This window comes from Bacillus sp. CCNWLW194 (genome assembly GCF_037120585.1).
GTDB lineage: Bacteria > Bacillota > Bacilli > Bacillales > Bacillaceae_G > Bacillus_A > Bacillus_A basilensis.
In genome coordinates this window covers 1-25788 of record NZ_JBBBBL010000017.1, presented here as the reverse complement: position 1 = coordinate 25788, position 25788 = coordinate 1, and the positions used below count along the sequence as shown (strand labels likewise).

The 25788-nt window shown below is 35.7% G+C and carries 16 protein-coding genes, 2 pseudogenes and 2 riboswitches; of the genes and pseudogenes, 8 read left to right on the top strand and 10 right to left on the bottom strand.

Annotated features, from left to right (window positions below; genetic code table 11):
• Positions 1-55: 55 nt before the first annotated feature.
• On the bottom strand, positions 56-1795 hold the full coding sequence (locus V7S50_RS27780; protein ID WP_336376671.1) for a methyl-accepting chemotaxis protein: 1740 nt from the start codon (positions 1793-1795) through the stop codon (positions 56-58).
• A gap of 140 nt (positions 1796-1935) precedes the next feature.
• Positions 1936-2020: riboswitch (cyclic di-GMP riboswitch) on the bottom strand.
• A gap of 283 nt (positions 2021-2303) precedes the next feature.
• Between V7S50_RS27780 and V7S50_RS27775 the strand changes: the two genes are divergently transcribed.
• Complete coding sequence (locus V7S50_RS27775) at positions 2304-3617, top strand: anaerobic C4-dicarboxylate transporter family protein (protein ID WP_242256580.1); 1314 nt, start codon at positions 2304-2306, stop codon at positions 3615-3617.
• Between the two features lie 114 nt (positions 3618-3731).
• Here the strand turns inward: V7S50_RS27775 and thiE are convergent, their stop codons facing one another.
• Both thiE and thiM read right to left on the bottom strand, forming a co-directional pair.
• Positions 3732-4391: a thiamine phosphate synthase gene (thiE, locus tag V7S50_RS27770; RefSeq protein ID WP_242256581.1), complete on the bottom strand. Its 660-nt coding sequence runs from the start codon at positions 4389-4391 to the stop codon at positions 3732-3734.
• Positions 4392-4404: 13 nt separating this feature from the next.
• Positions 4405-5214, bottom strand: coding sequence for a hydroxyethylthiazole kinase (thiM, locus tag V7S50_RS27765; RefSeq protein WP_242256582.1), 810 nt, complete (start codon positions 5212-5214; stop codon positions 4405-4407).
• Between the two features lie 72 nt (positions 5215-5286).
• Positions 5287-5396: riboswitch (TPP riboswitch) on the bottom strand.
• Between the two features lie 226 nt (positions 5397-5622).
• On the opposite strand from thiM, the gene topB reads away from it, so the two are divergent.
• Positions 5623-7812: a DNA topoisomerase III gene (topB, locus tag V7S50_RS27760; RefSeq protein ID WP_242256585.1), complete on the top strand. Its 2190-nt coding sequence runs from the start codon at positions 5623-5625 to the stop codon at positions 7810-7812.
• Positions 7813-7852: 40 nt separating this feature from the next.
• Here topB and V7S50_RS27755 read toward each other — a convergent pair whose 3' ends face one another.
• The 4 genes from V7S50_RS27755 to V7S50_RS27740 all read right to left on the bottom strand — a co-directional run bounded on the left by V7S50_RS27755 (position 7853) and on the right by V7S50_RS27740 (position 15417).
• Positions 7853-10798 carry a YhgE/Pip domain-containing protein gene (locus V7S50_RS27755; RefSeq protein WP_242256587.1) on the bottom strand — a complete coding sequence of 982 codons (2946 nt, stop codon included), beginning with the start codon at positions 10796-10798 and terminating at the stop codon, positions 7853-7855.
• Positions 10799-11104: 306 nt separating this feature from the next.
• On the bottom strand, positions 11105-11905 hold the full coding sequence (locus V7S50_RS27750; RefSeq protein ID WP_242256589.1) for an endonuclease/exonuclease/phosphatase family protein: 801 nt from the start codon (positions 11903-11905) through the stop codon (positions 11105-11107).
• A 4-nt stretch (positions 11906-11909) separates the two neighbouring features.
• A complete protein-coding gene (locus V7S50_RS27745; RefSeq protein WP_309259648.1) occupies positions 11910-13547 on the bottom strand; it encodes a PTS transporter subunit IIBC in 1638 nt (545 codons plus the stop codon).
• A 205-nt stretch (positions 13548-13752) separates the two neighbouring features.
• A complete protein-coding gene (locus V7S50_RS27740) occupies positions 13753-15417 on the bottom strand; it encodes a glycoside hydrolase family 13 protein (protein WP_242256594.1) in 1665 nt (554 codons plus the stop codon).
• A gap of 246 nt (positions 15418-15663) precedes the next feature.
• Between V7S50_RS27740 and V7S50_RS27735 the strand changes: the two genes are divergently transcribed.
• A complete protein-coding gene (locus tag V7S50_RS27735; RefSeq protein ID WP_242256596.1) occupies positions 15664-16998 on the top strand; it encodes an FAD-binding oxidoreductase in 1335 nt (444 codons plus the stop codon).
• 32 nt (positions 16999-17030) lie between these two features.
• Here V7S50_RS27735 and V7S50_RS34160 read toward each other — a convergent pair.
• A pseudogene (locus tag V7S50_RS34160) lies at positions 17031-17603 on the bottom strand (methyl-accepting chemotaxis protein); the annotation flags it as partial.
• Positions 17604-17972: 369 nt separating this feature from the next.
• A pseudogene (locus V7S50_RS34155) lies at positions 17973-18158 on the bottom strand (HAMP domain-containing protein); the annotation flags it as partial.
• 375 nt (positions 18159-18533) lie between these two features.
• On the opposite strand from V7S50_RS34155, the gene V7S50_RS27725 reads away from it, so the two are divergent.
• The 3 genes from V7S50_RS27725 to V7S50_RS27715 all read left to right on the top strand — a co-directional run bounded on the left by V7S50_RS27725 (position 18534) and on the right by V7S50_RS27715 (position 21008).
• The gene (locus V7S50_RS27725; RefSeq protein ID WP_242256600.1) at positions 18534-19256 is read left to right on the top strand and encodes an amino acid ABC transporter ATP-binding protein; all 723 of its coding nucleotides are present in this window, start codon (positions 18534-18536) and stop codon (positions 19254-19256) included.
• 121 nt (positions 19257-19377) lie between these two features.
• On the top strand, positions 19378-20172 hold the full coding sequence (locus V7S50_RS27720) for an ABC transporter substrate-binding protein (protein WP_101167856.1): 795 nt from the start codon (positions 19378-19380) through the stop codon (positions 20170-20172).
• A 143-nt stretch (positions 20173-20315) separates the two neighbouring features.
• Entirely contained in the window at positions 20316-21008 is a 693-nt protein-coding gene (locus tag V7S50_RS27715; RefSeq protein WP_063221612.1) for an amino acid ABC transporter permease, read from the top strand.
• 53 nt (positions 21009-21061) lie between these two features.
• Here V7S50_RS27715 and V7S50_RS27710 read toward each other — a convergent pair whose 3' ends face one another.
• Positions 21062-22147 (bottom strand): fatty acid desaturase family protein, encoded by a 1086-nt coding sequence (locus V7S50_RS27710; RefSeq protein ID WP_063221611.1) that lies wholly within the window; start codon positions 22145-22147, stop codon positions 21062-21064.
• A 582-nt stretch (positions 22148-22729) separates the two neighbouring features.
• On the opposite strand from V7S50_RS27710, the gene V7S50_RS27705 reads away from it, so the two are divergent.
• Positions 22730-24256, top strand: a complete 1527-nt coding sequence (locus V7S50_RS27705) for an FAD-dependent oxidoreductase (protein ID WP_242256601.1) — start codon at positions 22730-22732, stop codon at positions 24254-24256.
• 138 nt (positions 24257-24394) lie between these two features.
• On the top strand, positions 24395-25696 hold the full coding sequence (locus V7S50_RS27700) for an MFS transporter (RefSeq protein ID WP_242256603.1): 1302 nt from the start codon (positions 24395-24397) through the stop codon (positions 25694-25696).
• Positions 25697-25788: the final 92 nt, after the last annotated feature.

Sequence of the window (25788 nt, the reverse complement as noted above, 5' to 3'; positions counted from 1 at the left end):
CATTGTAGCATGATTTATTTTATTGAACAAACAAAAGCATGTATAATCATTTCAGTTAACTTTTAAATTCTCCAATTAACTCTTGTAACTCCTGTGAAAGCCAGCTTAAAGAACTCGCTAATTCAGCAATATCCTGTACAGACATTTCCTGTTCTTTCATACTCGCTTCAATATTACTACTACTATTCGCATACATATTTGCGATATGTGATAGTTCATTTACAACACGAACAATATTTTCGCTATTTTGCAATATATCACTTGAATTGCTAGAAACAACTCTAACTTGATTTGTAACAGATTGTGCTGATTTTGAATTTTTTTCAAAGAAGGCACCACTACTTCGAACAAGTTTAATTCCAAATTCTACTTCTTTTGAAGCCTTTTGCATTGAAACAACAGCTTCTTCCGTTTCAGCTTGTGTTTCCCCTATTAATTTTGCTATATCTTTTGCTGATGCTTCCGTTTGCTCTGCTAATTTACGCACTTCATCAGCAACAACGGCAAATCCCCTTCTAGTTTCCTCAGCACGTGAGGATTCAATAGAAGCATTTAAAGCTAACGAATTAGTTTGGTTTGAAATACCTGTAATTACAGTTACAATATCATTAATTTCTTTTGATCTTGTTTCCAAAGAATAAATGATAGAAGATACATCCTGTACTGTATTTTGTATTATGTTCATTTGATTAATCGCCTGTTCAATAACACCATTTCCTTTTACTGAATGATGCTCCATACCTTCAGACTCTTCCGTCATTTGTTCTGCAGCATTTGTTATCTCTTCTATCCTATCTTCCATTTCATATACAATACCTAAATACTTTGGTACTGAAGTTTCTTGTGACTGATTGCCCGCTCTTACCCCAACCATAGAACTTACGATTTCTTGAACTGCCATACTATTCTCTTTCGTACTCACTGACAATTCTTTTGAAGATGAGGAAACCTGTTCGGCTGTCTGCTTCACTTTATCTACAATTCCTTTAAACTTCTCGATGGTATTATTAAAATACGCATTAATAATACCAATATCATCTGGTCTTTCCTCTAATTTAATACTCAAATCACCTTCACCGACTTTGCGCAACCCTTCACGTAAATCTCGCAATGGAGCAAGTGCGTTACGTACAATTAAGAATTGAATAACAGTTGCAATTAAAACAGAAATACAAATAAACATTAAACCTTGTATAATGAATTTTTCCTTTGTACTAGGAACAATAGACGCATCTACATCGGCTGCAACAATTGCCACAATATTTCCGTCTCCATCTTTAATTGGCTCTAATATCGTTACCCATGATCCTAATAGATCTTCATATACTACTGTCATGTTTGCTTTTTTCGTGCTCATTACCTTATCGTATGCTTTCATCCAAAGATCTGGTTGTTTATAATATTCTCCCGGTCTTACTTCAACAACATTTGCTAAGTCTGTAGACAAGTCGACGATTAGTAACTCACCTTTTTCATTTTTTTTTGCTCCAACAATATACGTTTGTCCAACACTATTCAATTCTTCCGTTGCTTCATCTAATTTCTCTGTTAACTTCTCTCTCTTTTCTCTTTGTGCCACTGGGTCTTTTGTAACATCTCTCACTATTTCTTCGTCTAATTTATGTAATACCGTATCTCCTGTTTCAAAAGAATGCCTTTCAAATATAGACATCATACTATTTTGAAACATGTTAAAACTTAACGCTCCCATAGTACCAACAAGCGTCAAAATAACTAACACAGTTAATAATACATTTTTTTGAAGAAACGACAACTTATGCCAATGCTTTTTCATTAACATCACCCTTCTTAATTAACTTAATAGAAAGTAAAACTATTAAAATATAAACCTCAATAAATGATAAAGGTTCTCATTTGTTTGCAAATAAAAAAAAGACCAATGAAAAGAGCATTGGTCAAGACCAACCCTATCCGTCCGGTAACTGGCTAGCATAGCCTTTCGGCCTTAGCTCCTGTAGTTTTGCGTCCTAATGTTTCCATCAGTTTGCCTTTCTCGCTGAACGAGTTGAACGATATGGGAGTTCTATGAGAATTAAATTATTCTCTACAAAAGATTACAACATTAAAATTAAAATGTCTACCTATTTAGAGATACAAATGTAAAATTTTAACGTATTATTTTTTCGAAATAATTTAACAAAGTACGTGAATGTTACATTTCTTGTGTTATATAATAAAAAATGTATATAACACAAGGATTATTTTGAGTATTTATTTTAATTTTCATTCAAATTAAATTATTCAAATATACCTTAACTAATGAATTTCGGAGGTAGTTTATCATGTTTTGGCTACAATTTCTTACGTTACTACTCTGCATTTTTATTGGCGCACGTCTAGGCGGAGTTGGTCTAGGAGTAATGGGTGGCGTTGGTATGGCAATACTTGTTTTCGTCTTCCACTTACAACCTACAGCTCCTCCTATTGATGTCATGCTTATGATTTTAGCAGTAATTACAGCTGCTGGTGCACTCCAAGCCGCTGGAGGAATGGACTACCTTGTTCATCTGGCCGAGAAAGCATTACGAAAAAATCCAAAACGCATTACATTCTTTGCTCCAATTGTTACTTATTTATTTACACTTTGTGCAGGAACTGGTCACGTTGCTTATTCTGTACTTCCTGTCATCGCAGAAGTCTCTCGCGAATCCGGGATTAGACCGGAACGACCAATGTCAATTGCCGTAATCGCTTCCCAACAAGCAATTACAGCTAGTCCTATATCAGCTGCAACAGTTGCACTTCTAGCAATGTTAGCTGACTATAAAATCACCTTATTAGATATTTTAAAAGTAAGTATCCCTTCTACTTTCATCGCTTGTATGGTAGCTGCATTTGTTGCTAGCAAAATGGGGAAAGAATTAAATGAAGACCCTGAATACTTGAAACGATTAAAAGAAGGAATGATTCCTAAGATTGAAGAGAAAAAAGAATTTGTCGGTGTAAAAGGCGCTAAATTATCAGTTATCCTTTTCCTATTAGGAACTTTCCTTGTCGTACTTCTCGGTTCATTTGAAGCACTTCGTCCAGGATGGATAGTTGATGGGAAGTTAGCCCGTCTTTCCATGCCAAACACAATTGAAATGGTTATGTTAACGATCGCAGCTCTTATTATTATTTTCTGTAAACCAAATGTAGAAAGCATCGTGTCTGGTAACGTCTTTAAAGCGGGTGCAACAGCAGTTGTTGCTATTTTCGGGATTGCTTGGATGGGAGATACTTTCTTTAACGGAAACTTAAATATGATTCAAGGATCAATTCAGCACCTAGTAACAAGTGCACCATGGCTATTTGCCATCGCATTATTCATTCTATCTATTTTACTATATAGCCAAGCAGCAACAGTACGTGCTTTAATGCCTCTTGGATTATCACTCGGTATTCCACCAGCACTACTAATCGCTATGTTCCCTGCAGTAAATGGATACTTCTTCATTCCAAACTATGGAACAATCGTTGCTGCGATTAACTTTGATCGCACTGGTACAACAGGTATTGGTAAATATGTTTTAAATCACAGCTTTATGATTCCCGGCCTAATCGCAACATTCACTTCTATCGGAATTGGAATGCTCTTAATATCAATTATGTCTTAAAGAAAAAGCACAAACCCGCAATTTTAAAGGGTTTGTGCTTTTTTAATCAAACGTTTGTTTAAATATTTTTAACTGTCCATTCTGTTCTTTACTATGTGTGTACAGTTCCCTTTTCTACAAACCCTTACTTACTTCCTCTACTAATTTCTTCGTACTTTCATACGCAGATTCCGCTAAACTAATAGCTGAAATAACTGAAACGCCGTCCGCACCCGCTTCTATAACGGAAGCTGTATTTTCAATTGTAATCCCACCAATACCAACAATCGGTATCCTAATTCCTTGTTCTCTAAAATGAGCTAAACCTTTCGTTCCTTGAACTGCTTTCGTATCTTTTTTTGTACTCGTTGGAAAAATCGGACCGACGCCTAAATAATCAGCTCCGTTTTCAATTGCCCAGCTCGCTTCTTCAATTGTATGTGTAGATACACCGATAATTTTATCCCCCATTTTTTCACGAACAGTAGTAATTCCTTCATCATCTTGTCCAACATGCACGCCATCTGCATCTAATTCAATGGCTAATTCTACATCATCATTTACAATGAAAGGAACACCATATTCCTTACAAAGCGCCTGCAATTCCTTTGCAAAGCGCACTCTATCTTCTCCGATTAAAGCTCCTTCACCCTTCTCACGAAACTGAAAAAGTGTCACTCCACCATCTAACGCTTCTTTCAATACAGCTAACGGATCCTTCGTACAGTTATTACTTCCCATAATAAAATACACTTGTAATAACTTAGACATTCTCTTTGCTTCAATGCGCATCATGTTTTTCATCCCCTTACTTTAACTCCTCAATCTTCCCATACTTCTCAATATCACCCGAAGTGGTATTCGCTAACTGATTTAAAAATTCAATTTGGAAACTACCAGGTCCCTTTTCCACCGTCTTAGCAGCTGCCAGTTCTGCAGCTACACCATAAAATGTTAATGCTGCTACAGCTGCCTTTACATAATCCTTTTCTACCGCTACAAATGCTCCTATTACAGAAGTTAGTAAACACCCTGTTCCTGTAACCTTTGTTAAAATAGGATGGCCATTTCGAATAACAATAGTTCGCTCTCCATCTGTAACAACATCTTCTTCTCCAGTAATTACCGCAACGGTATTCAATTCATCCGCTGCCTGCCTTGCAATACTTACGACATTGCCATTTCCAGTAACAGCGTCTACCCCTTTAATTTCCCATTTCTCATTAATAACGTTCGCTATTTCAGCTGCATTTCCGCGGATAATCGCTAACTCGATTTCAGCCGGAATATGTCTCGCAACTTCTGTTCGATACGATGTTGCTCCTGCACCAACTGGATCAAACAGTACTGGTACATTGTTTACATTTGCTGATTTACCCGCAAGTAACATCGCTTCTACTTCTTCAGGACGTAGTGTCCCCATGTTTAATACTAACGCTCCAGCAATACTCGCCATTTCTGCCACTTCTTCTTTTGCATACGCCATTACAGGCGATGCTCCTAGCGCTAACAAACCGTTAGCTGTAAAATTTGTGACAACAACATTTGTAATATTATGAACGAGCGGATTAGATTCTCTCACCAAATCCACTACTTTACTAATTTCTTTCATATTCATCCTTTTCATCTCCTAACTATAGTGATGGGAGATACACAAAAAGGCACTTTGCGCGTACGCAAAGTGCCTGAACATGTGCTTTTACACTCTCCCTACGCTGGCATTATCCAACAGGTTCAAATGGTCAATGACGGATTAGTCATACTCTCAGTTTGCATCCACAAACTCCCATGTGTTTATTATTCATCTACTTCAAAGTCTACTCTTATTCTAATAAAATAACAAGTTCTTTACTTTTCTATTTAGTATAGAAGCAACCTATAAAACAATAAGCATAATCAAGTGAAACTTTAATCAGTGGGTGTTTTGTTCATTCCACTAAAAACCGCTCAAATATGGAGCGAAACTGAATCTCAAGAAGATGTATGCTATAGTTAACGTATGGAATTTTGAAAGGATGTTTTAAATATGTCAAAAAGCGTTGTAATCGCTGAAAAACCTTCCGTTGCACGAGATATTGCGCGTGTACTGAAGTGTGATAAAAAAGGAAATGGCTACCTTGAAGGTAGTAAATATATTGTAACTTGGGCTTTAGGTCATCTTGTTACATTAGCAGATCCAGAAAACTATGATGTGAAATATAAAAAGTGGAATTTAGAAGATTTACCGATGCTACCTGAGCGTTTGAAATTAACGGTTATTAAACAAACAGGAAAACAATTTAATGCTGTAAAAAGTCAGCTTCTTAGAAAAGATGTAAATGAAATTATTGTAGCAACAGACGCTGGGCGTGAAGGAGAATTGGTCGCTCGTTGGATTATTGATAAGGTTCGAGTTAACATACCAATCAAACGTCTATGGATTTCATCCGTTACTGACAAAGCAATTAAAGATGGTTTTGCAAATTTAAAACCAGGTAAGGCATATGACAATTTATATGCTTCAGCAGTTGCGCGTTCAGAAGCTGACTGGTATATCGGTCTTAATGCGACTCGAGCTTTAACGACTCGCTTTAATGCCCAGCTGAATTGCGGCCGTGTACAAACACCTACTGTCGCTATGATCGCTAATCGTGAAGATGAAATAAAGAACTTCAAAGCTCAAACTTATTACGGCATTGAAGCTCAAACAACAAATCAACTAAAACTAACGTGGCAAGATGCAAATGGCAATAGCCGTAGTTTTAATAAAGAAAAAATTGATAGCATCGTAAAAGTTTTAGATAAACAAAATGCCACTGTTATAGACATTGATAAAAAACAAAAGAAGTCATTCTCTCCTGGTCTTTACGATTTAACTGAATTACAACGTGATGCAAATAAAAAGTTCGGTTACTCTGCGAAAGAAACATTAAACATTATGCAGAAATTGTATGAGCAACATAAAGTGTTAACGTACCCTCGTACAGATTCACGCTATATTTCATCTGATATCGTTGGAACACTTCCAGAACGTCTAAAAGCATGTGGTGTCGGAGAATACCGTCCTTTAGCACATAAAGTATTACAAAAGCCTATCAAGGCTAATAAATCATTTGTTGATGATAGTAAAGTAAGCGATCATCACGCAATTATTCCAACAGAAGGATACGTTAACTTCTCAGCCTTCACAGATAAAGAACGCAAAATTTATGATTTAGTTGTAAAACGTTTCTTAGCTGTTTTATTCCCAGCATTCGAATACGAACAACTAACATTACGCACAAAAGTCGGCAATGAAACGTTCATTGCACGCGGAAAAACTATTCTACATGCCGGTTGGAAAGAAGTATACGAAAATCGCTTTGAAGATGATGATGTGACTGATGACGTAAAAGAGCAACTTTTACCTCGCATTGAAAAAGGCGATACATTAACTGTAAAGTTAATTATGCAAACATCCGGTCAAACGAAAGCACCTGCACGTTTTAACGAGGCGACTTTACTTTCAGCAATGGAAAATCCTACAAAATATATGGATACGCAAAATAAACAACTTGCTGATACGTTAAAATCAACTGGTGGATTAGGTACTGTAGCAACACGAGCTGATATTATCGACAAGCTATTCAATTCGTTTTTAATTGAAAAACGTGGTAAAGATATTCACATTACTTCAAAAGGCCGTCAGTTACTTGATTTAGTGCCAGAAGAGTTAAAATCACCTACACTAACTGGTGAGTGGGAACAAAAGCTAGAGGCAATTGCAAAGGGTAAACTGAAAAAAGAAGTATTCATTTCAGAAATGAAGAACTATACGAAAGAAATTGTTTCTGAAATTAAATCGAGTGATAAAAAATATAAACATGACAACATTTCAACAAAGTCTTGTCCAGACTGTGGTAAACCAATGCTAGAGGTAAACGGCAAAAAAGGAAAAATGCTCGTTTGCCAAGACCGTGAATGTGGTCATCGTAAAAATGTATCTCGTACAACAAACGCTCGTTGTCCTCAGTGTAAGAAAAAATTAGAATTACGTGGTGAAGGTGCTGGACAAATCTTCGCATGTAAATGTGGCTATCGTGAGAAATTATCGACATTCCAAGAGAGACGTAAAAAGGAATCTGGAAACAAAGCTGATAAGCGCGACGTTCAAAAATATATGAAACAACAGAACAAAGAAGAAGAACCATTAAACAATCCATTTGCAGAAGCATTAAAGAAATTAAAATTTGATTAAACAAAAAGGTTCCTACCTCTATCGGTAGGAACCTTTTATTTTAGTGAATGATTTTACTTCCTTTTGCGTTCTCAACAAACTTTTCACTCGATTTGTTAATTGGTGTTTTCAGTAATAACGCAGCAACAATCATAACTACTACGAAAGCACTTAATACAAGTAAATCTCGTGTTACGATATCCCAAAGCATCCCGCCTACTGTTTCACGAATTGCACTAATTGCGTATGTGAACGGTAAGAATGGATAAATTGCTTGGAAGAACGCTGGTGTCATTTGAATCGGGAATGTTCCGCCCGATCCTGCTACTTGCAGTACAAGTAAAATGATCGCCATCGATTTCCCAACGTTTCCGAAAATAGAAACGAGTGAGTATACGATACAAACGAAGACTCCACCAATAAATAAACTAAATAATACAAACCAGAACTTATCGACTACGTACGTACCAAGTAAGAATATATCTCCCATTGATACGATAAACGCTTGTGAAAGACCTATCGTTAAGAATGTTAATAAACGTCCGAAGTAAATTTCATGGCTCTTATAATTCGCGCCTTCTTCGTGCACTTCTACCGTTAATAATGAAACCATTAATAATGCGCCTACCCATAATGCAAGCACTGTATAGAATGGTGACATTGCTGAGCCGTAGTTCGGCATCGCAAATAATTTATTCTCTTTTAAATTTACTGGATTCGCAAAGTAATCACTTTGCTTCTCAACATCATTTTTCAATAAACGGATGATGTCTTTTAAATCCTCTTCAGATTCAAAATCACGAATTTTATCTGCTAATTCTTTAATCTTTTTCTCAGTAGCTGGCATTTCAGCTTTAATATCTGCTAATTTCTTTTTACCGTCTACTAAGCCTTTTGATGAATCTTCTAGTAACTTTTTAACATCTGGAAGCTTTTTATCTGCTTCTTTTAAAATTTGAGATGTGTTTTTAGACATCTCTTTTGTACGAGCAATTGCTTCATTAAAGTTTGGAACGATTTCTGAATCGTATTTAGCTAAGATGTCACCTATTTGACCCGAAACATTTTTAGATACTTCATTAATGCTCTCAATAACATCTGCCGCTGGTTTTTGACCTTTATTAATAGCGTCAATTCCTTTATCAGTTAAATCGATTCCTTTTTGGAAACCATCTTTTGCTTTATTCAATTTAGCAATCGTGTTATTCATGTTTTTATCACTATTTACATCTGCTAAAACTTTATTCGCATTTTCCATAACAGGGATCATATCATTAACTAAATTCTTTCCAGCTTGTAACTCTCCTCTTATATCATTTAAAGCTACTTTTGTAGAATCTAATCCGTTGATTCCTTTATTATTTAAGTCTTCTCTCGCTTTTCCAAGCTCCGTTTTTAATCTGCTGTAATCATTTACAGCCTTATCATATTTTTCTCTACCATTGTCTAATATCTCATTAGTTTTGTTTATTCCTTGATTTAAATTTCCTCTTAGTTGCTGAGCATCTTCTTTTACATTTTCAGCCTTGTTTTTCAATTGCTCAGCTGTGCTTACTGCTTTTTCAAAATCGGCTACGAACGTTGCATTATAGTCCTTTTCAGCTTGAGTTACTAAATTATTTACTGAATCTAATTTTTGATTTACTGCATCTCGTACATCTTGTTTAACCTCTTGTCCAGAACTAATTAAATCCCCTACATGCTTAACTCTATCGTTCGCATCCACCATAGAATTTTTAAGAACCGTTAAACTCTCTACTCTGTTCCCAAAGAACTGTTTACCGAAGTCCGTTGAAGCTGCTTCCTTAAAAGCTGTAAAGAAATCAATCAAATATGAAACACTATCGATACGCTCTTGGAGAAGTTTTGAAGCATCCTGTACATTTTTCTGCGCTACAGCTGGATCAACACCATTATTTTGAAGACCATCCATAACACTTTTTACATATGCCGTTCCAACACGAGTAGAACTAAAAACATTATTTACAGTTTGATTAATATTTTTAGCGATATTTTTATACCCCTCACCATTCACCTGCGGTAACTCTGGTATTTGTGGTATCTGTGGAATAGTTATATCAGGCAACACCGGGAGTGTAGCCGGATCTGGAAGTGCCAGATTGAAATCAACAGATGGATTTTTTAAGAAATCTGTAATCGCCGCCGCACCATTCAAACCTGTTTGTATTGCAATTAAATTATTCTTAATAGTTCCTGGCGCACGATTCAATGTTTCATCGTTTCTCGCAAAGAATGCATCTAAGCTCTTAAGTGTATCCTGACCATCATTAATAACACTTTCTACAACCGGTAACTCTTTTTGTGCTACCTTCACAACATCCTCTGCTCGAGTCGCATCATCTAACGCCTTATCCATCAATGTATTCATTTCTGGGAACTGCGCTTCTAACTTAAATACAAGGTCTTTTACTTTCTCGATACTTGGTAAGTTTGTTTCTAAATCGATTCCAAGGTCATTGAAGATTTTAAAAATCTCACCGTTCGCTGTTTTAACGAAGTTTTTACTAATCTCTTCCGTAATACCTGATGCACCTTTTGCTGTAATTTTCGGTGCAATCGCATTTACTTTTTCATTTACATAGTAATCAAGTTCTGGCTTTTGTGGATTTTCATCCAGAACAGTTGCAATTTTTTCAGAGAAGTCTTTTGGGATTGTAATACTTGCATAATAATCCCCACGTTCAACTCCGTAAATTGCCTGCTTTTCGTCTACAAATTTCCAACCAAGATTTTTGTTTTTCTTCAGAGAATCTACAATCTCGTCCCCGATATTGATATCTTTCCCTCTTAAATTAGAGCCTGCATCTTGGTTAGAAACTGCAATGGGAACCTCTTTTGTATTTCCATATGGATCCCAAGAAGCTTTAATGTTAAACCATGCATATAACGATGGTAAAATCATTAATCCTAAAACAATAACAATTGCAGCCCAATGTTTGGCTACATTCCGTAAATCTGTCTTATAAATACGCCAAATTTGTTTCATAAAAGTTATCACCTAATTATATATTTTTCCTTCTTTAGAAAATGATACATACATTTTGCAATTATATCACTTTCTACATCGTGGATTAACCAAAAACGAACTATTTTTTCCCATTAACTTTGACTTATTACATTATATAACGAAGTAAGTCAAAGTATGAATACAAAATGACCAAATCGGTTTTACATTCAATAATAACAAATATATAGGAAATGTCATAAAAAATACAAGTATTTTCTCTTGGAAATACTTGTATTCCTCAAAAAAATCCTCACAGCTTTTCATCATCTGTGAGGATTTCTTCTATTATATATCTACTTGTACTTCTACACCGAAATGATCTGAAATTACTTTTCGGTTTGTACCATTAAAAATGACTTTTGAAGAACGAACTTTTTCACTTTGGTTACACAATATTAAATCGATTCGCAAATTATGTTTATTTTCATCCCAACCCGCAATCTCACCTTGGACAGTTGTTCCTTCATCCTTCTCTATTGCTAGTTTATATGTGTCGTACAAACCTTTTTGCATCATATATTCATAACCTTCACCTTGCAAACGAGCGTTATTATTAAAATCACCCATTAAGAAGGAAAGTTCATTGCTATCTACACGCTCCATCAAACGATTCACTTGATCTTTGAATGATTCTTCTTCGTCATTCCACCAACCGAGGTGGCAAGAGTAAAACGTGATGTTCTTATCATTATAAGCAATTGTTGCACTTACAATTTTGCGTGTTTTCCAATACGTCGTATCCTTATTTTCTGATATAAAGAACGTATTTTCTTTTATAATACTATGCTTCGTTATAATCGCTAATCCTTCTTCATACACATCATAACCAATATGAGAGAAATCCCAAGTAATATTGTAATCTTTTACATGTAACGCTTTTAACGCTTTTAACTCTTCTAATAGTAAAAGTCCAAAATTATCTTCTTTCTTGTTACCGCATACATTTTCAGCCCCTATCGACTGACTTACTTCTTGCAATGCGATGACATCGTACTCTTCTTCTTGAATGACTTTAGCAAGATATTTTATCTTTTCTATTTGATTTTCTTCTTGCCAAGAGTGACAGTTTAAAGTTAGCAATTTCATATTATTACGCACCTAACATATCTTGAATGTCTGACTTTAATACGTCAGCTTTCGGACCATATACTGCTTGTACACCTTTATCTTTTACGATAAGTCCTAAAGCACCATTTTGTTTCCACTGTGCTTCTGGTGCAACAACATCTAAATCTTTTACTGTTACACGTAAACGTGTCATACAAGCATCTACGTCAGCAATATTTTCTTTTCCACCTAATAAATCAATAACTTTTGTTGCTAATGAACCATCTTGTACATTTCCTGTTCCTTCTGATGACTCATCTTCATTATCAATATAGTTACCTGCACGTCCTGGTGTTGGTAAGTTGAACTTTTTAATTAAGAAATTGAATAATGTAAAGTTCAGACCGAAGAATACTAATGAAACGATAACGAAATTGATTAAATCTCTAGTTAGTCCTGCATTAATCATCATCGGTGTACGAGTAATTAACTCAATAAATCCGAATGCATGAACACGTAAGTTAATTAAATCTGCTAACGCGAATGCAAGTCCTGTTGTAATTGCATATACAACATATAATACTGGAGCGATAAACATGAACATAAATTCAATTGGTTCTGTTACACCTGTTAAGAATACCGCTAATGCTGCTGATAAGAACATTGGTTTATATTTTGCACGTTTTTCTTTATCAACATTACGGAACATCGCGAATGCAATACCCATTAATGCTGCTGTTGAGCCGATAACTTGTCCTGCTTTGAAACGAGCTGGTACAACATTATTTAATAGATCGTTATATGCTTTCGTATCTCCATTTGCTAATAAGTTATTTAAATCTGTAATCCATGCAAGCCATAATGGATCTTGTCCTGCTACAATTTGTCCAACTTTTGAGCCAGTTAACATCGTATATGTTCCGCCTAGCTCTGTGTAGTTCATCGGAATCGTTAACATATGGTGTAAACCAAATGGTAATAGTAAACGCTCTAACGTTCCATATACAAACGGTGCAACAACTGGTGCGCTATCTTTAGATGCTGCAATCCAACGACCAAATTCATTTAATCCACTTTGGATGAATGGCCATAAAAGTGATAATACAATTGCAGTGACTGTAGACCAAACAATTACAACGAATGGTACGAAGCGTTTTCCGTTAAAGAACGCTAATGCCTGTGGCAGTTTATTATAGTTATAGTATTTGTTATATAAAGTAGCTCCTAAGAACCCTGTGATAATCCCTACGAAAACTCCCATGTTTAATGCTGGTGCACCAAGTACAGAAGTGAAGTAATCTTTTACAACTAAATCTCCTGCTAATACTGAAGAAACTGTCGCTTTTGAATCCGTTAACATTTCAGCGTTTACGCCAAATATAGCTCCTGTAATTCTGTTTGTTAAGACGAATGCTAGTAGCGCTGCAAATGCACCACCTGCACGATCTTTCGCCCAAGATCCCCCAATTGCTACCGCGAATAAGATGTGTAGATTTGTAATAATTGCCCAACCTATGTCTTCCATTACGCGAGCGATTGTATGAACTGCGTTAATATCCCCAGCAGACATCCCAATTAACTTACCGATAGAAATCATTAAACCAGCTGCTGGCATTACAGCTACAACAACTAATAACGCTTTCCCAAACTTTTGCCAAAAATCAAAAGACGTAATTTTCATCTGTTCTTCCTCCCCTTTATTTATAAAAACATAATGATTTAAATTATAATTTCTGTTTCTCTTATGAAAACGATTCCTTATGTTACTTTATTTTTATCTTTACGCAACCGTTTTCATAAATCTATTTTAATAAAAGCGTTTTCACTTTGCAATAGAAATTTATTTTTTTTCATAAAAAAAGATGCTCTAAGAGCATCCTTTTTTATTATGAAATGCGATAAACCCTTGTTTCATAAGGCTTTAACGTGATTGTAGTTACTTGTTCATGTTCCGCAACTTCATGGTTATTTAAAAGCAAACGTTTGCGTTCTAGTGCAAATAATTCCTCATTATACACAGCTTCCTCTTTTGAAATATTGCTAATTACGACGATTTTTTCATCGTTTAATGTACGAGTATATGCATAAATTTGCGGATCATCTTCTAAAAGTAAATCGTACGTACCGTAATTCAGTACATCGTGTTCTTTTTTCAAGGCAATCATTTTCTTATAGAAATTGAAAATAGAGTTTTCTTCATTTTTCTGCTTTTCAACATTAACCTCTTTATAGTTTGGATTCATACTAAACCAAGGTGCACCTGTTGTGAAGCCAGCATTCATCTCATCGTTCCACTGCATAGGTGTACGTGAATTATCGCGGCAAGAAGCCCATATAACTTCCATCATATCTTGATGTGATACGCCCTCTGCAATTTTCTCACGATATAAATTTTTAGTTGCTACATCATCGTAATCCTCAACATTTGGTAACTGAACATTTGTCATCCCAATTTCTTGCCCTTGATAAATAAAAGGTGTACCGTGCATAAAGAAGTACATTGCGCCTAGAGCCGTTGCACTTTCACGCCAATATTGTTTATCATTTCCCCAAGTCGAAACGATACGTGGTTTATCGTGATTCTCAATATATAAGGCATTCCATCCTTTATTTTCTAGTCCTTTTTGCCATTTCGTTAATACTTTTTTCAATCCTACAACATCAAGATCTTTCTTCTTTTCTGCATCCCATAAACTTAAATGTTCAAATTGGAATACCATATTGAACTTACCTCGCTCTTCTCCAACCCAAAGCTCAGCATCTTCAATCTTAACGCCATTCGCTTCACCAACAGTCATAATATCGTACTTAGAAAACGTATTTTCTTTTAACTCTTCTAATAAAGGTTGAATACCATCCACATTCATATGTTTATCAAAAGATGGTACATACTTTAGTTCTTTTGGATTTGGCATATCTTTGAAACCATCTTCTTTTTTAATATGGCTGATTGCATCCACTCGGAAACCATCAATTCCTTTATCAAGCCACCAGTTAACTGTATCGTATAGCACTTCGCGGACTTCTTTATTCTCCCAGTTTAAATCTGGTTGTTTACGCGAGAATAAATGTAAATAATATTGTCCTGTTACTTCATCATATTCCCATGCCGAACCATTAAAAATACTTTCCCAGTTGTTTGGTTCCGCACCATCTTTACCATCATGCCAAATATACCAATCACGCTTTGGATTGTCTTTAGACGAACGTGATTCAATAAACCACGGATGTTCATCACTCGTATGATTAATAACTAAATCAATAATAAGCTTCATATCACGTTTATGAACTTCATCTAGTAAAGCATCAAAGTCTGCCATTGTACCGAACTCATCCATGATATCTTGATAATCACTAATGTCATAACCATTATCATCATTAGGTGACTTATACATTGGACAAATCCAAATTACATCTATACCTAAATCTTTTAAATAATCCAGTTTCGCAATAATACCTTGTAAATCTCCAATACCATCACCATTTGAATCCATAAAGCTACGTGGATAAATTTGATAAGCAACTGCTTCTTTCCACCATGTCTTATTCATAGTCCTTCTCTCCTTTTGCATCCCATCGGAAATTTTTTATGCAAACGTTTTCGTAACACTATCATAACAAAATATGAATAGTTTGCAACTGTTTTCATTGAACTCTATGTAGATTCCTCATTCTTATGCTTTATTTATTTCTCACAAAGGCAAATCTCATTCCTCACCTGCTTTTGTCCACGCACGTTACATACGCTTTTCATATATTAATAAAAAGCACTGCTTATTTTAGAAAGAAGTGATAAATTGAAACAAACAAAATTAACAGGTCGTATCGTTGTTCCTTCAGATCCTGACTATGACGTAGCCCGAATTAATTTAAACTTAAGTATTCCAAAACTCCCTTGTATTATTGTTTTTTGCCAAAATAAAAATGATGTGAGTAACGCCTTAAAATGGGCACGTGAACGTCATGTACCATTTCGCTTAAGAAGCGGACGTCATAGCTATGAAAATTTTTCTCTTTTAAATAGAGGACTTATTATTGATGTAAGTGAAATGCATCGTATTACTGTTAATACAGATAAATTAACAGCAACAATTGAAGCTGGTGCAAACCTTGGCACTGTTTATAAAGAGCTTTGGAATTATGGTGTGACAATACCAGCTGGTACAAGCGCAAGCGTTGGAATTGTTGGATTAGCACTTGGCGGTGGCATAGGTATGCTTTCACGCTTATTTGGATTAACATGTGATCAATTAATAGAAGTTGAAATGGTACAAGCCTGTGGTAAATTTGGTGCAAAAATCATTCGTGCAAGCGAACATGAAAACCATAACTTGTTTTGGGCGTGCCGCGGTGGTGGTGGTGGAAACTTCGGAATTATTACTTCTTTGACTTTTCGAGTACACCCTATAAAAAATGTATCAATCTTCTCGATTACATGGGAATGGGAGGACTTTATTGCTGCATTTCAAGCTTGGCAAAACTGGGCGCCTTATATAGACGAACGTCTCACTTCATCAATTGAATTATTCACAAAGCAACAAAACAAAATTGAAGCACAAGGTGAGTTTGTTGGCTCTGCCTCTGAACTCCATTCCTTATTATCTCCTCTTCTTGAAACTGGTACCCCCTCTCTCTTTATAGATGAAGTTCCTTATATAAAGGCTGTTGAATTTTTTAACAGTGGTAACATCCCTGAAAACTTCAAGCGCTCCGGTTCCTACGTATATAAACCTATCCCTCTTAAAGGAATTCAAATCATGCAGTATTTTCTTTCTCATGCACCAAATAAAGATGCGAGTATTTGGCACCAATCACTCGTTGGTGCTGTTGAAAATATTCCACCTACTGAAACAGCTTATTTCCATCGTAAAGCAATTATTGCGCAAGAATACATTACCTCTTGGAAATGTGATGATGAAGAAAATCGAAATATACGCTGGGTTAAAGATTTACGAGAAAGCTTAGATCCTTATACACTAGGTGACTATGTCAATTGGCCCGATATCGACATTAAAAATTGGCAAACTAGTTATTATGGTCCTAACTTTCAAAAATTACGTAAAGTGAAAACCATATATGATCCTTGCAATGTTTTTCGTTTTCAACAAAGTATCCCACCCTTTCATACGTAAAAAAAGGAAGAACAAAATACTGTTCTTCCTTTTTACATTGAAAATCGTTCAATTGTTTGTTTTAAGTCCGCTGCTTGCTTCTCTAAATCCTTTAACAATTGATCGATTACCACCATATTTTTAGACTGTTGCAACGTCACACGTGCTACTTCTTGTGAACCAGCTGACGTTTCTTCAGCAATTGCTGCTACGGCCTTCGTCTGTGCCCCTGTTTGATGAATGTGACTCACTTGTTCGTTCATATAGCCACTAATTTGCTTAGTTGCATCGGCTACTTCCATAACACTTGATGACATTTCTTTTAAAATTAATTCCGTAGCTTCCCCACGTTTCGCCTCTTCTTTAGCTATTTTCACTTGTTCTGTCATTTTCATTGCAACTTGTTGTACTTCCTCTTGCATGTTTCGTAATAACTGCGATATGTTTCTTGCAGAATGATCGCTTTCATCAGCAAGTTTCCGTACTTCTTCCGCAACAACCGCAAAGCCTCTTCCGTGCTCTCCTGCACGAGCAGCCTCAATAGAAGCGTTTAGTGCTAATAAATTAGTTTGGCTAGCAATCTCACTCACAACAGATACAATGTGTTCTACTTGTTTCATTCTTTCCTCTAACTTCTGTACATTTTGCATTGAATCTTCATTTTCTTTCGCCAATGTTTGAATACCTTGAATTAAAGACGTAAAGACACGAGTACTATGTCCTAAAGCTTGCACCATTTCTGAAGACAACTCATCAGACTGTTTTGCTTTCTCTTCTACTTCACTTGCAATAGAAGTTGTTGTATCAACAGCAGAAACAATCGCTTGAATTGATGCCGCTGATTGCTCAGCGCCAGAAGAAATCTCTGCAAGTGTTTCAGAAACACCTTGTGCTTGTTTCGTTGCTTCACCTGTTTGTTTTCTAATTTGCTGTACTTGATTGTTTGTATACGAAAATGTTGTATCAATATTTTTTACCATGCCCCTTAAGTTCCCAAGCATCATATTAAAAGCAACACTTAAAGATTTAATTTCATCATCAGTCTTCGGTAACGGAACATCTTCACGAATGTCTCCTTCAGCCGCTTTTCTCGCCGCCTCCTCTAACTTTCGAAGCGGTTTAATTAAAAATACGGCTGCTCCATATGCTAAAATTCCAGACCATACTACCCCTAATAACATAACGATAATATTATAAACAGTTTGACTTACATAACTTTGAAAATAATCATATACCACATAAATAAAAAATATGCTTGTTGAATATGTAATTAAAGCTAAAACTGTAGTGAATAGCATAAGTTGTGTACGTAAGCCAAAGGAAAATGTCTTCCTTTCTTTTCCCATCTCTTCTTTCCCCCTTTTTATAAGCAATATAAGTACTACCTATATATTATTATCCATATTTTCGTTATAGAAAGATATAGAGATTTTAAAAATCATTACTCCCTTGAATATCAAATCACCCAAAAAAAATAAAGGATTCTGACAATTTATGACTAATAACAGAAATAAGGGGCAACATTTGTAAAATATATTTTTGACTGGGGGTTTTGTATGATTCAGGTTCGAAATCTAGTAAAATCATTCGGGTCACTTGATGTTTTAAAAGGAATTGATTTAAAAGTAAATGAAAAAGAAGTTGTTGTTTTAATTGGTGCCAGTGGTTCCGGTAAAAGTACATTACTTCGCTGTCTTAACTTTTTAGAAATGTACGATGAAGGTGAAATTCACTTACAAGGTGAACAAATTGATCCAAAGCATTCAAATTTAAACAAAGTCCGTGAAAATGTCGGTATGGTTTTTCAGCACTTTAACCTCTTTCCCCATATGACCTCACTAGAAAATATCATAGAAGCACCTATTCATGTAAAAAAATTAGAAGCAGCAAATGCAAAGGAAATCGGAAATCAACTTTTACAAAAAGTCGGTCTACAAGATAAAGCAGATGTAACTCCCCACCTCCTGTCAGGTGGCCAAAAACAGCGTATTGCTATTGCACGAGCTCTTGCTATGAATCCTAAAATTATGCTATTTGATGAACCTACCTCAGCCTTAGACCCTGAACTTGTTGGAGAAGTATTGCAAGTTATGAAAGAACTTGCTGAAGAAGGAATGACCATGGTTATTGTTACTCATGAAATGAATTTTGCAAGAGATGTAGCTGATCGCGTAATTTTTATGGATGATGGAAAAATTGTAGAGGATGCTCCGCCAGCACAATTCTTTTCAGCTCCATCACATGAACGAGCGAAACAATTTTTACGCAACGTTTTATAATGTAACTTCTGTTTCAAGCGAAAAGAAATACATTCATACGGTGCACAACTAATCATCTAAATAAAATATCTCAATAACATACTTAAAACCATCCGTATGATTAATATATAGGAGGGGTTTTATGAAAAGAAAACTATTAACCATTGTTGCGAGTATTACATTATGTACATCCTTTATACTCGGGGCCTGTAGTAAGGAAAGTGCCACTACTTCTTCAAATGGTGAAAAAGAATTTCGTTATGCGATGAGTGGCTTATATAAACCTTTTAACTATAAAGAAAATGACGGAAAACTTGTCGGTTTTGATGTGGAAATAGGTGAGGCACTTGCGAAAAAAATGAATATGAAACCGACTCCTATTACAAATCCATGGGAAACGCTAATCCAAGGTCTCAAAGCGAAAAAGTATGATGTAATACTGGGCAGTATGGCAATTACAGAAGAACGCTTAAAAGCTGTTAATTTCTCAAATCCTTATTATCGTTCTGGTGCCCAAATTTTTGTAGCTAAAAAGAATACATCTATCTCTTCTCCAGAAGATTTGAAAGGTAAGAAAATTGGTGTTGTAAAAGCTAGTACCTTTAAAGACCTTGTTGCAAAACATACAGATCAAATTACAGAATACGATAGCGATATTACTGCACTTATGGACTTAGAGCCTGGACGTATTGACGCAGTAATCACAGATCAAATGGTTGGTTTGCGCATGATCAAAGAAGGTAAATCAAATATAAAAGAAGCTGGAAAACCATTAAACCTTGATGAAATGGGAATTGCTATTCGTAAAGATGATAAAGAAATGGTCGAGAAAGTAAATAAGGCTTTAGATGAAATTATTAAAGATGGTACGTATGAAAAGATCAGTAAAAAATGGTTTGGGCGTAATATTCTTGGTGAAGAGGAAAAAACAAAGTAAATTAGCTAGTTAAATGTTTCATAAATTATGCCCCACTTTTTATCCCGCTATTTATGGGCAATAAAACTCCCAATTGGTGTGGGCTAATAATCAGTGGGGTATTTCATTCCCTACCAAAATCCATACAATATGAGGTGACACATATGTTTGAAATTTTTATGTCTACTTATCCCACACTCTTAAAGGCTACTATTGTCACACTACAATTAACACTAACATCCCTATTACTCGGTTCACTAATTGGATTACTATTCGCTTTTTTTCGAATCTCTAACAATAAAGTTTTAAATAGTATTGCTCATGTATATATCGCTATTATTCGTGGTACACCTTTAATTGTTCAAATCGCCATTCTCTATTTCGGTATTACATCTATTATTGTTTTCACCCCTTTTTGGGCAGGAGCAATTGCTTTAGCAATCCATAACGGTGCATATATTACTGAAATTTTCCGCGGATCCATCCAATCTGTTGACCGTGGACAATTAGAAGCTGCTCGCTCTCTAGGTATGCCGTATCCTTTAGCGATGCGCCGCATCGTATTACCGCAAGCATTTCGTCAATCTCTTCCTCCTTTAGGAAATCAGTTTATTATTGGATTAAAAGATTCTTCACTTGTTGCTTACGTAGGAATGTCCGAATTATGGGGATCAGGTTTATCTATTGCTGCAGGTAACTTCCAACAATTAGATACATATATAATCGTTGGTTTATATTATCTCGTGCTTGTTCTCCTATTCACTTACCTTGTTAACCTTTTGGAAAAACGACTACAACGAAAAGAAACAAATTCAGTTCAAGTTAGTGCAAAGAATAAAAAAGAAGTCTCTTTATAAGAAAAAGCAAGCCAGAGATGGCTTGCTTTTTCATTGCAAAAATATATTAATTTTTATTGATTTGCTTTTTTAATGCTCTCTTCTTCCTCTATATGTTCCTCGCGATATGAAATATTATGAGGATCTAGTCCATTTCCTAAAGAACCATAGAAATGCTCTCTATGCGGATCCACTAATTCACTTCCTTGATAATACACACGTGGTGTATTCCATAGTGCTGCCAAAGCTTTTGTCATTGGCATCTCATGATAGCGTTCCGGCCACATTTCTTTAATTTTCTCTTTTACTAACGGATAGTATTTAGAACTCATAGCAGGGAACAAATGATGTTCTGTATGATATGAGAAATTGAAATGTAAAACGTCTACCCAGCGCGGCACTGTTACTGATAAACAGTTTGCTAACGGATCATTTACTGGCACAATTGGATTTAAGCGGTGATTTGTTGCGATATATGCCATTACAATAAAGTTAGCAATTAACAACGGAATCACATATGCAAATAACCATTTTCCAGGTCCCATAATAAACAATAAACTAATCCAAACTGTCCAAGGCAAAAGAAGTTGAAGCCATACAGATTTTTGATTGGATGACTTAAATTCTTTTATGAAATGAAAGAACATTCGAGTCGAATGCAATGTAAATTGAATTGTTAGTGACAGAAAACTAAAGAATGAACGTACATGAAGAGGCATACGATATACCCAGCTCAAAAACTTACTCTTCTTAAGCTTCTCAAGTGTCGGCCATGCATCTGGATCATTCTCTTCATGTTGTGTATGAACGTGATGCGTTGCATTATGCCACTTTCTCCAAAGTTTAGGACCTGTTGATAACGGCATAAATGCAATCGCTCCTAAGAAATCACGAAGCCACGCCTTTCTCACAACAGTTCCATGTAAAATTTCATGCCCTAAAAACCCAAGTGAAGCAAAACATAATCCAAGAACAATCGCAATTCCTAGATTTGCCCACACATTCAATTCAAATACACCAATCGCTATTAACCCCGCCAATGCCACAAGCAAATAAGCCAGTCCACCAAACAAACGAGTAGGAACTGGTTTAAATGCTTTTTTCGGCAAATGTGGTGATACACGTGCTGCATACCACCCAAACGTATGAAGCTCCTTCATCCTTTTGCCCCTTTCTTATGCCGCGCCTTGCGCAACTTACATATATCAATTCTTGCTTCCAGATTGATTTTACTAGGTGATTAAAAAAAGCATCTATTATAAGGAAAATATACTCACTCTATCGTCACTTATTTTTCGCTTTTATTATCAATGAAAAACATTTCTCTTTTTACTCTCTATCAACCTTTCCACATGATGAATCATATCAATAGAATTTCTATATTGTCAACAACTTTTATGACCTAGTAATAAAAGTTGGTTATACTTTTATAATTATACTTTATTTCACTAAAGAAAAAACATAGATTTTATAAGGTTTTATCCATTATGCATATACATACGCGGACATACTACAGACTCTATCTTATTCAAGAACTCTCGGTGTAAACAACAAATACACTCACCTAAACCTAGCTTTACACAACTTCTACCTCTTCATACCGACAACACTTAATAATTATATTAAAATAATTTTATCTTTCTTTTAATAAAAATAGGCTCCTTCTAAAAAAGCACACATGAATTTCATATAATATGGAAATATTAAAAGGAAAATTGTTCTAAAATCAGGAGGTTTCCACAATGACAAGTGATACATTTCCACAATTGCCACTATCTTATTGGATTGAATCTACTCAGTTCCCTACTTTCCCTCGTTTATCCGAAAATATAAAGACGAAAGTTGCTGTTATCGGTGCTGGTATTACAGGTATTACTACTGCCTATTTACTTGCAAAAGAAGGCATCGATGTTGTGTTAATTGATTCTGGCCTTATTTTAAATGGAACAACTGGGCATACAACAGCAAAGGTAACAGCACAACATGATCTTATTTATGATGAATTAATAAATCATTTCGGTGTGGAAAAGGCCGGGCTTTACTATGAATCAAATAATCATGCTCTACAATTCATAAATGAAACTGTGCAAACATATAAAATCGACTGTAATTTCTCAAATGAAGATTCATATTTATATACAACTACCGATAATGGATTAAGAAATTTATCGAAAGAATATGAAGCCTATCAAAAATTAAATATACCTTGTGACTATGTTCAATCTCTATCGATTCCGATTCCAGTGCAATCTGCACTTGTCATGAAAAATCAAGCACAATTCCATCCCCTTCTTTATTTGAAAACACTTCTAGAAAAGTTTGTGGAGATGGGCGGAAAAGTTTACGAACAAACAACAGCTATGGATGTGGAAAAAGGAGATTCTCCACAAGTCATTACAAAGGAGGGGCATCGTATCACTTGTGAATATGTTGTCTCTTGTTCACATTTTCCTTTTTATGATGCTAATAGCTTTTTCTTTACGCGCATGTATGCTGAACGCTCTTATGCTCTTGCAATTAAAGCAAAAACGGATTATCCAGGTGGCATGTACTTAAGTATTGATGATCCAAAACGTTCCCTACGCTATACAACAAACAATGGAGAACAATTAATTTTAATTGGCGGAGAAAGTCATAAAACAGGACAAGGAATAAACACAATGCTTCATTACGAAGCACTGTATTCTTTTGCGGAAGCAACTTTTGGAGTAGACGAAGTTCCTTATAGATGGTCAGCACAAGATTTAATCACGCTAGATAAGCTTCCTTATATCGGGCATATTAACGAAAGAAATCCAAATATATTTGTTGCAACTGGATATCGTAAATGGGGAATGACAACCGGGACTGCTGCCGCTCATTTACTAAAGGATTCCATTCTAAAAGTCCACAGTCCCTATAAAGAGCTGTATGCACCATCACGCTTCCATGCAAATCCAGATATAAAAACGTTCCTTTCTCAGAACATTGATGTTGCGAAACATTTAATTGAAGGAAAGATTGAAACCGCATTACGTAAGCCAGAAGATCTCGAAGTTGGTGAAGGATCTGTTGTACATGTTAACGGGAAACGAGCAGGTGCTTATAAGGACAAAGATGGAAAATTACATATTGTTGATACAACTTGTACACATCTCGGCTGCGAAGTTGAATGGAATAATGGTGATTGCACTTGGGACTGTCCTTGCCACGGTTCCCGATTTTCAATTGAGGGAGATGTTATTGAAGGGCCAGCAGATCAACCGTTAAAGCGAGTTGATAACGAGTAAATAAAGAAGTTCAACAGAGTTCCTGTTGAACTTCTTTATTTGTTATAAAACCTTTTCAGATAAATTCCGACACAAGAAGGAAAATATTAACACAAAATAAAATAATATATTCATCTACAAATAAAAGGGGTGAATACTATGCAACCTTCTGCTCCACCTCATCCAGAATCCACAGCAACTATCTTTTCAAGCTCTATCACAAAACTTGTTGTTTTTATTTGTTGGTTAGCCATTCTAGCTGATGGATATGATTTAGGTATTTACGGCGCCGTTCTGCCAAAGCTCCTGGAAGACAAGAGCTGGGCACTTTCACCGGCACACGCTGGTACAATCGCCAGCTACGCTTTGTTTGGGATGTTTATTGGCGCTATTCTAGTTGGAACCATTACAGATCTAATTGGACGAAAATGGACACTCATATGCTGTTTAGCACTTTTTTCTATCACAATGGGCCTAGCTGCTATTGCTCCTTCTCCTGAATTATTTGGGCTATGGCGATTTATCGGTGGAATTGGATTAGGCGGTGTTATTCCAACAGCTTCAGCACTTACTGTTGAATATTCACCAAAAAAGCGACAATCTTTTATTTATGCTCTTATGTTTACTGGCTATCCTTTAGGTATCGTGTTAGGTGCTATTTTGTCTATGTTTATGTTAGAAGATTTCGGATGGAGGATTATGTTTGGCATCGGAATGATTCCACTACTCCTCATTCCATTCATTGTTCGTTATTTACCCGAATCCATTCAATTTTTATTATCACGTAATCGCCAAGAAGAAGTGGACCAAATTCTTAATCGCTTTAAAATTGAATTCTATGCAAAAGATGAAACTCATGAAGCCCCATCTAATATACGAAAGAAAAATGGATTTCTTACCTTATTCTCAAAAGAATACATAAAAGCAACGCTGCTTTTTTGGATTACTTATATAATGGGAATGTTTTTGATATATGGTTTAAATACTTGGTTACCGCAGATGATGCGCCAAGCAGGATACCCTCTTGGATCTAGTTTATCATTTCTACTTATGCTAAATATTACTGCCGCTATCGGTGCATTGTTTGCTGGAGCAATCGCGGATCGTATAGGAGCCAAAATTGTTATTAGCATCTCCTATCTTATGGCAGCTATCTGTATCGGACTATTAACAATTCAACCATCTGTTACAATCATTTATCTTTTAATTGGTCTTGCTGGCATTGGATCAGTCGGTATTACTCAAATATTAAATGCATATGTAACACAATACTTCCCATCCCATATCCGAGCTACTTCCTTAGGCTGGGGACTTGGACTTGGCCGAGTTGGTGCGATTGCTGGTCCTATCCTTGTCGGTATTATTATGACAATGCAATATGACTTAGCATGGAATTTTTACTTATTCTCATTCGCAGGTCTTCTCGCAGCTATATCTGTTTTCTTTATTCCTTCAAAATAAAAAAGAGCACAAATTTATGGAGTGACCCCTGTCAAGTAGACAGTATTTAAAAAGCGCAACTAAGCAACCTGAGTTCTATATTTATATGGACT

Coding starts and splice junctions, on each gene's coding strand:
- V7S50_RS27745 (WP_309259648.1), bottom strand. CDS start 13,547: ATGAAAATTACGTCTTTTGATTTTTGGCAAAAGTTTGGGAAAGCGTTA.
- V7S50_RS27780 (WP_336376671.1), bottom strand. CDS start 1,795: ATGAAAAAGCATTGGCATAAGTTGTCGTTTCTTCAAAAAAATGTATTA.
- thiM (WP_242256582.1), bottom strand. CDS start 5,214: ATGAATATGAAAGAAATTAGTAAAGTAGTGGATTTGGTGAGAGAATCT.
- V7S50_RS27705 (WP_242256601.1), top strand. CDS start 22,730: ATGACAAGTGATACATTTCCACAATTGCCACTATCTTATTGGATTGAA.
- V7S50_RS27720 (WP_101167856.1), top strand. CDS start 19,378: ATGAAAAGAAAACTATTAACCATTGTTGCGAGTATTACATTATGTACA.
- V7S50_RS27715 (WP_063221612.1), top strand. CDS start 20,316: ATGTTTGAAATTTTTATGTCTACTTATCCCACACTCTTAAAGGCTACT.
- V7S50_RS27755 (WP_242256587.1), bottom strand. CDS start 10,798: ATGAAACAAATTTGGCGTATTTATAAGACAGATTTACGGAATGTAGCC.
- topB (WP_242256585.1), top strand. CDS start 5,623: ATGTCAAAAAGCGTTGTAATCGCTGAAAAACCTTCCGTTGCACGAGAT.
- V7S50_RS27775 (WP_242256580.1), top strand. CDS start 2,304: ATGTTTTGGCTACAATTTCTTACGTTACTACTCTGCATTTTTATTGGC.
- V7S50_RS27725 (WP_242256600.1), top strand. CDS start 18,534: ATGATTCAGGTTCGAAATCTAGTAAAATCATTCGGGTCACTTGATGTT.
- thiE (WP_242256581.1), bottom strand. CDS start 4,391: ATGATGCGCATTGAAGCAAAGAGAATGTCTAAGTTATTACAAGTGTAT.
- V7S50_RS27700 (WP_242256603.1), top strand. CDS start 24,395: ATGCAACCTTCTGCTCCACCTCATCCAGAATCCACAGCAACTATCTTT.
- V7S50_RS27710 (WP_063221611.1), bottom strand. CDS start 22,147: ATGAAGGAGCTTCATACGTTTGGGTGGTATGCAGCACGTGTATCACCA.
- V7S50_RS27740 (WP_242256594.1), bottom strand. CDS start 15,417: ATGAATAAGACATGGTGGAAAGAAGCAGTTGCTTATCAAATTTATCCA.
- V7S50_RS27750 (WP_242256589.1), bottom strand. CDS start 11,905: ATGAAATTGCTAACTTTAAACTGTCACTCTTGGCAAGAAGAAAATCAA.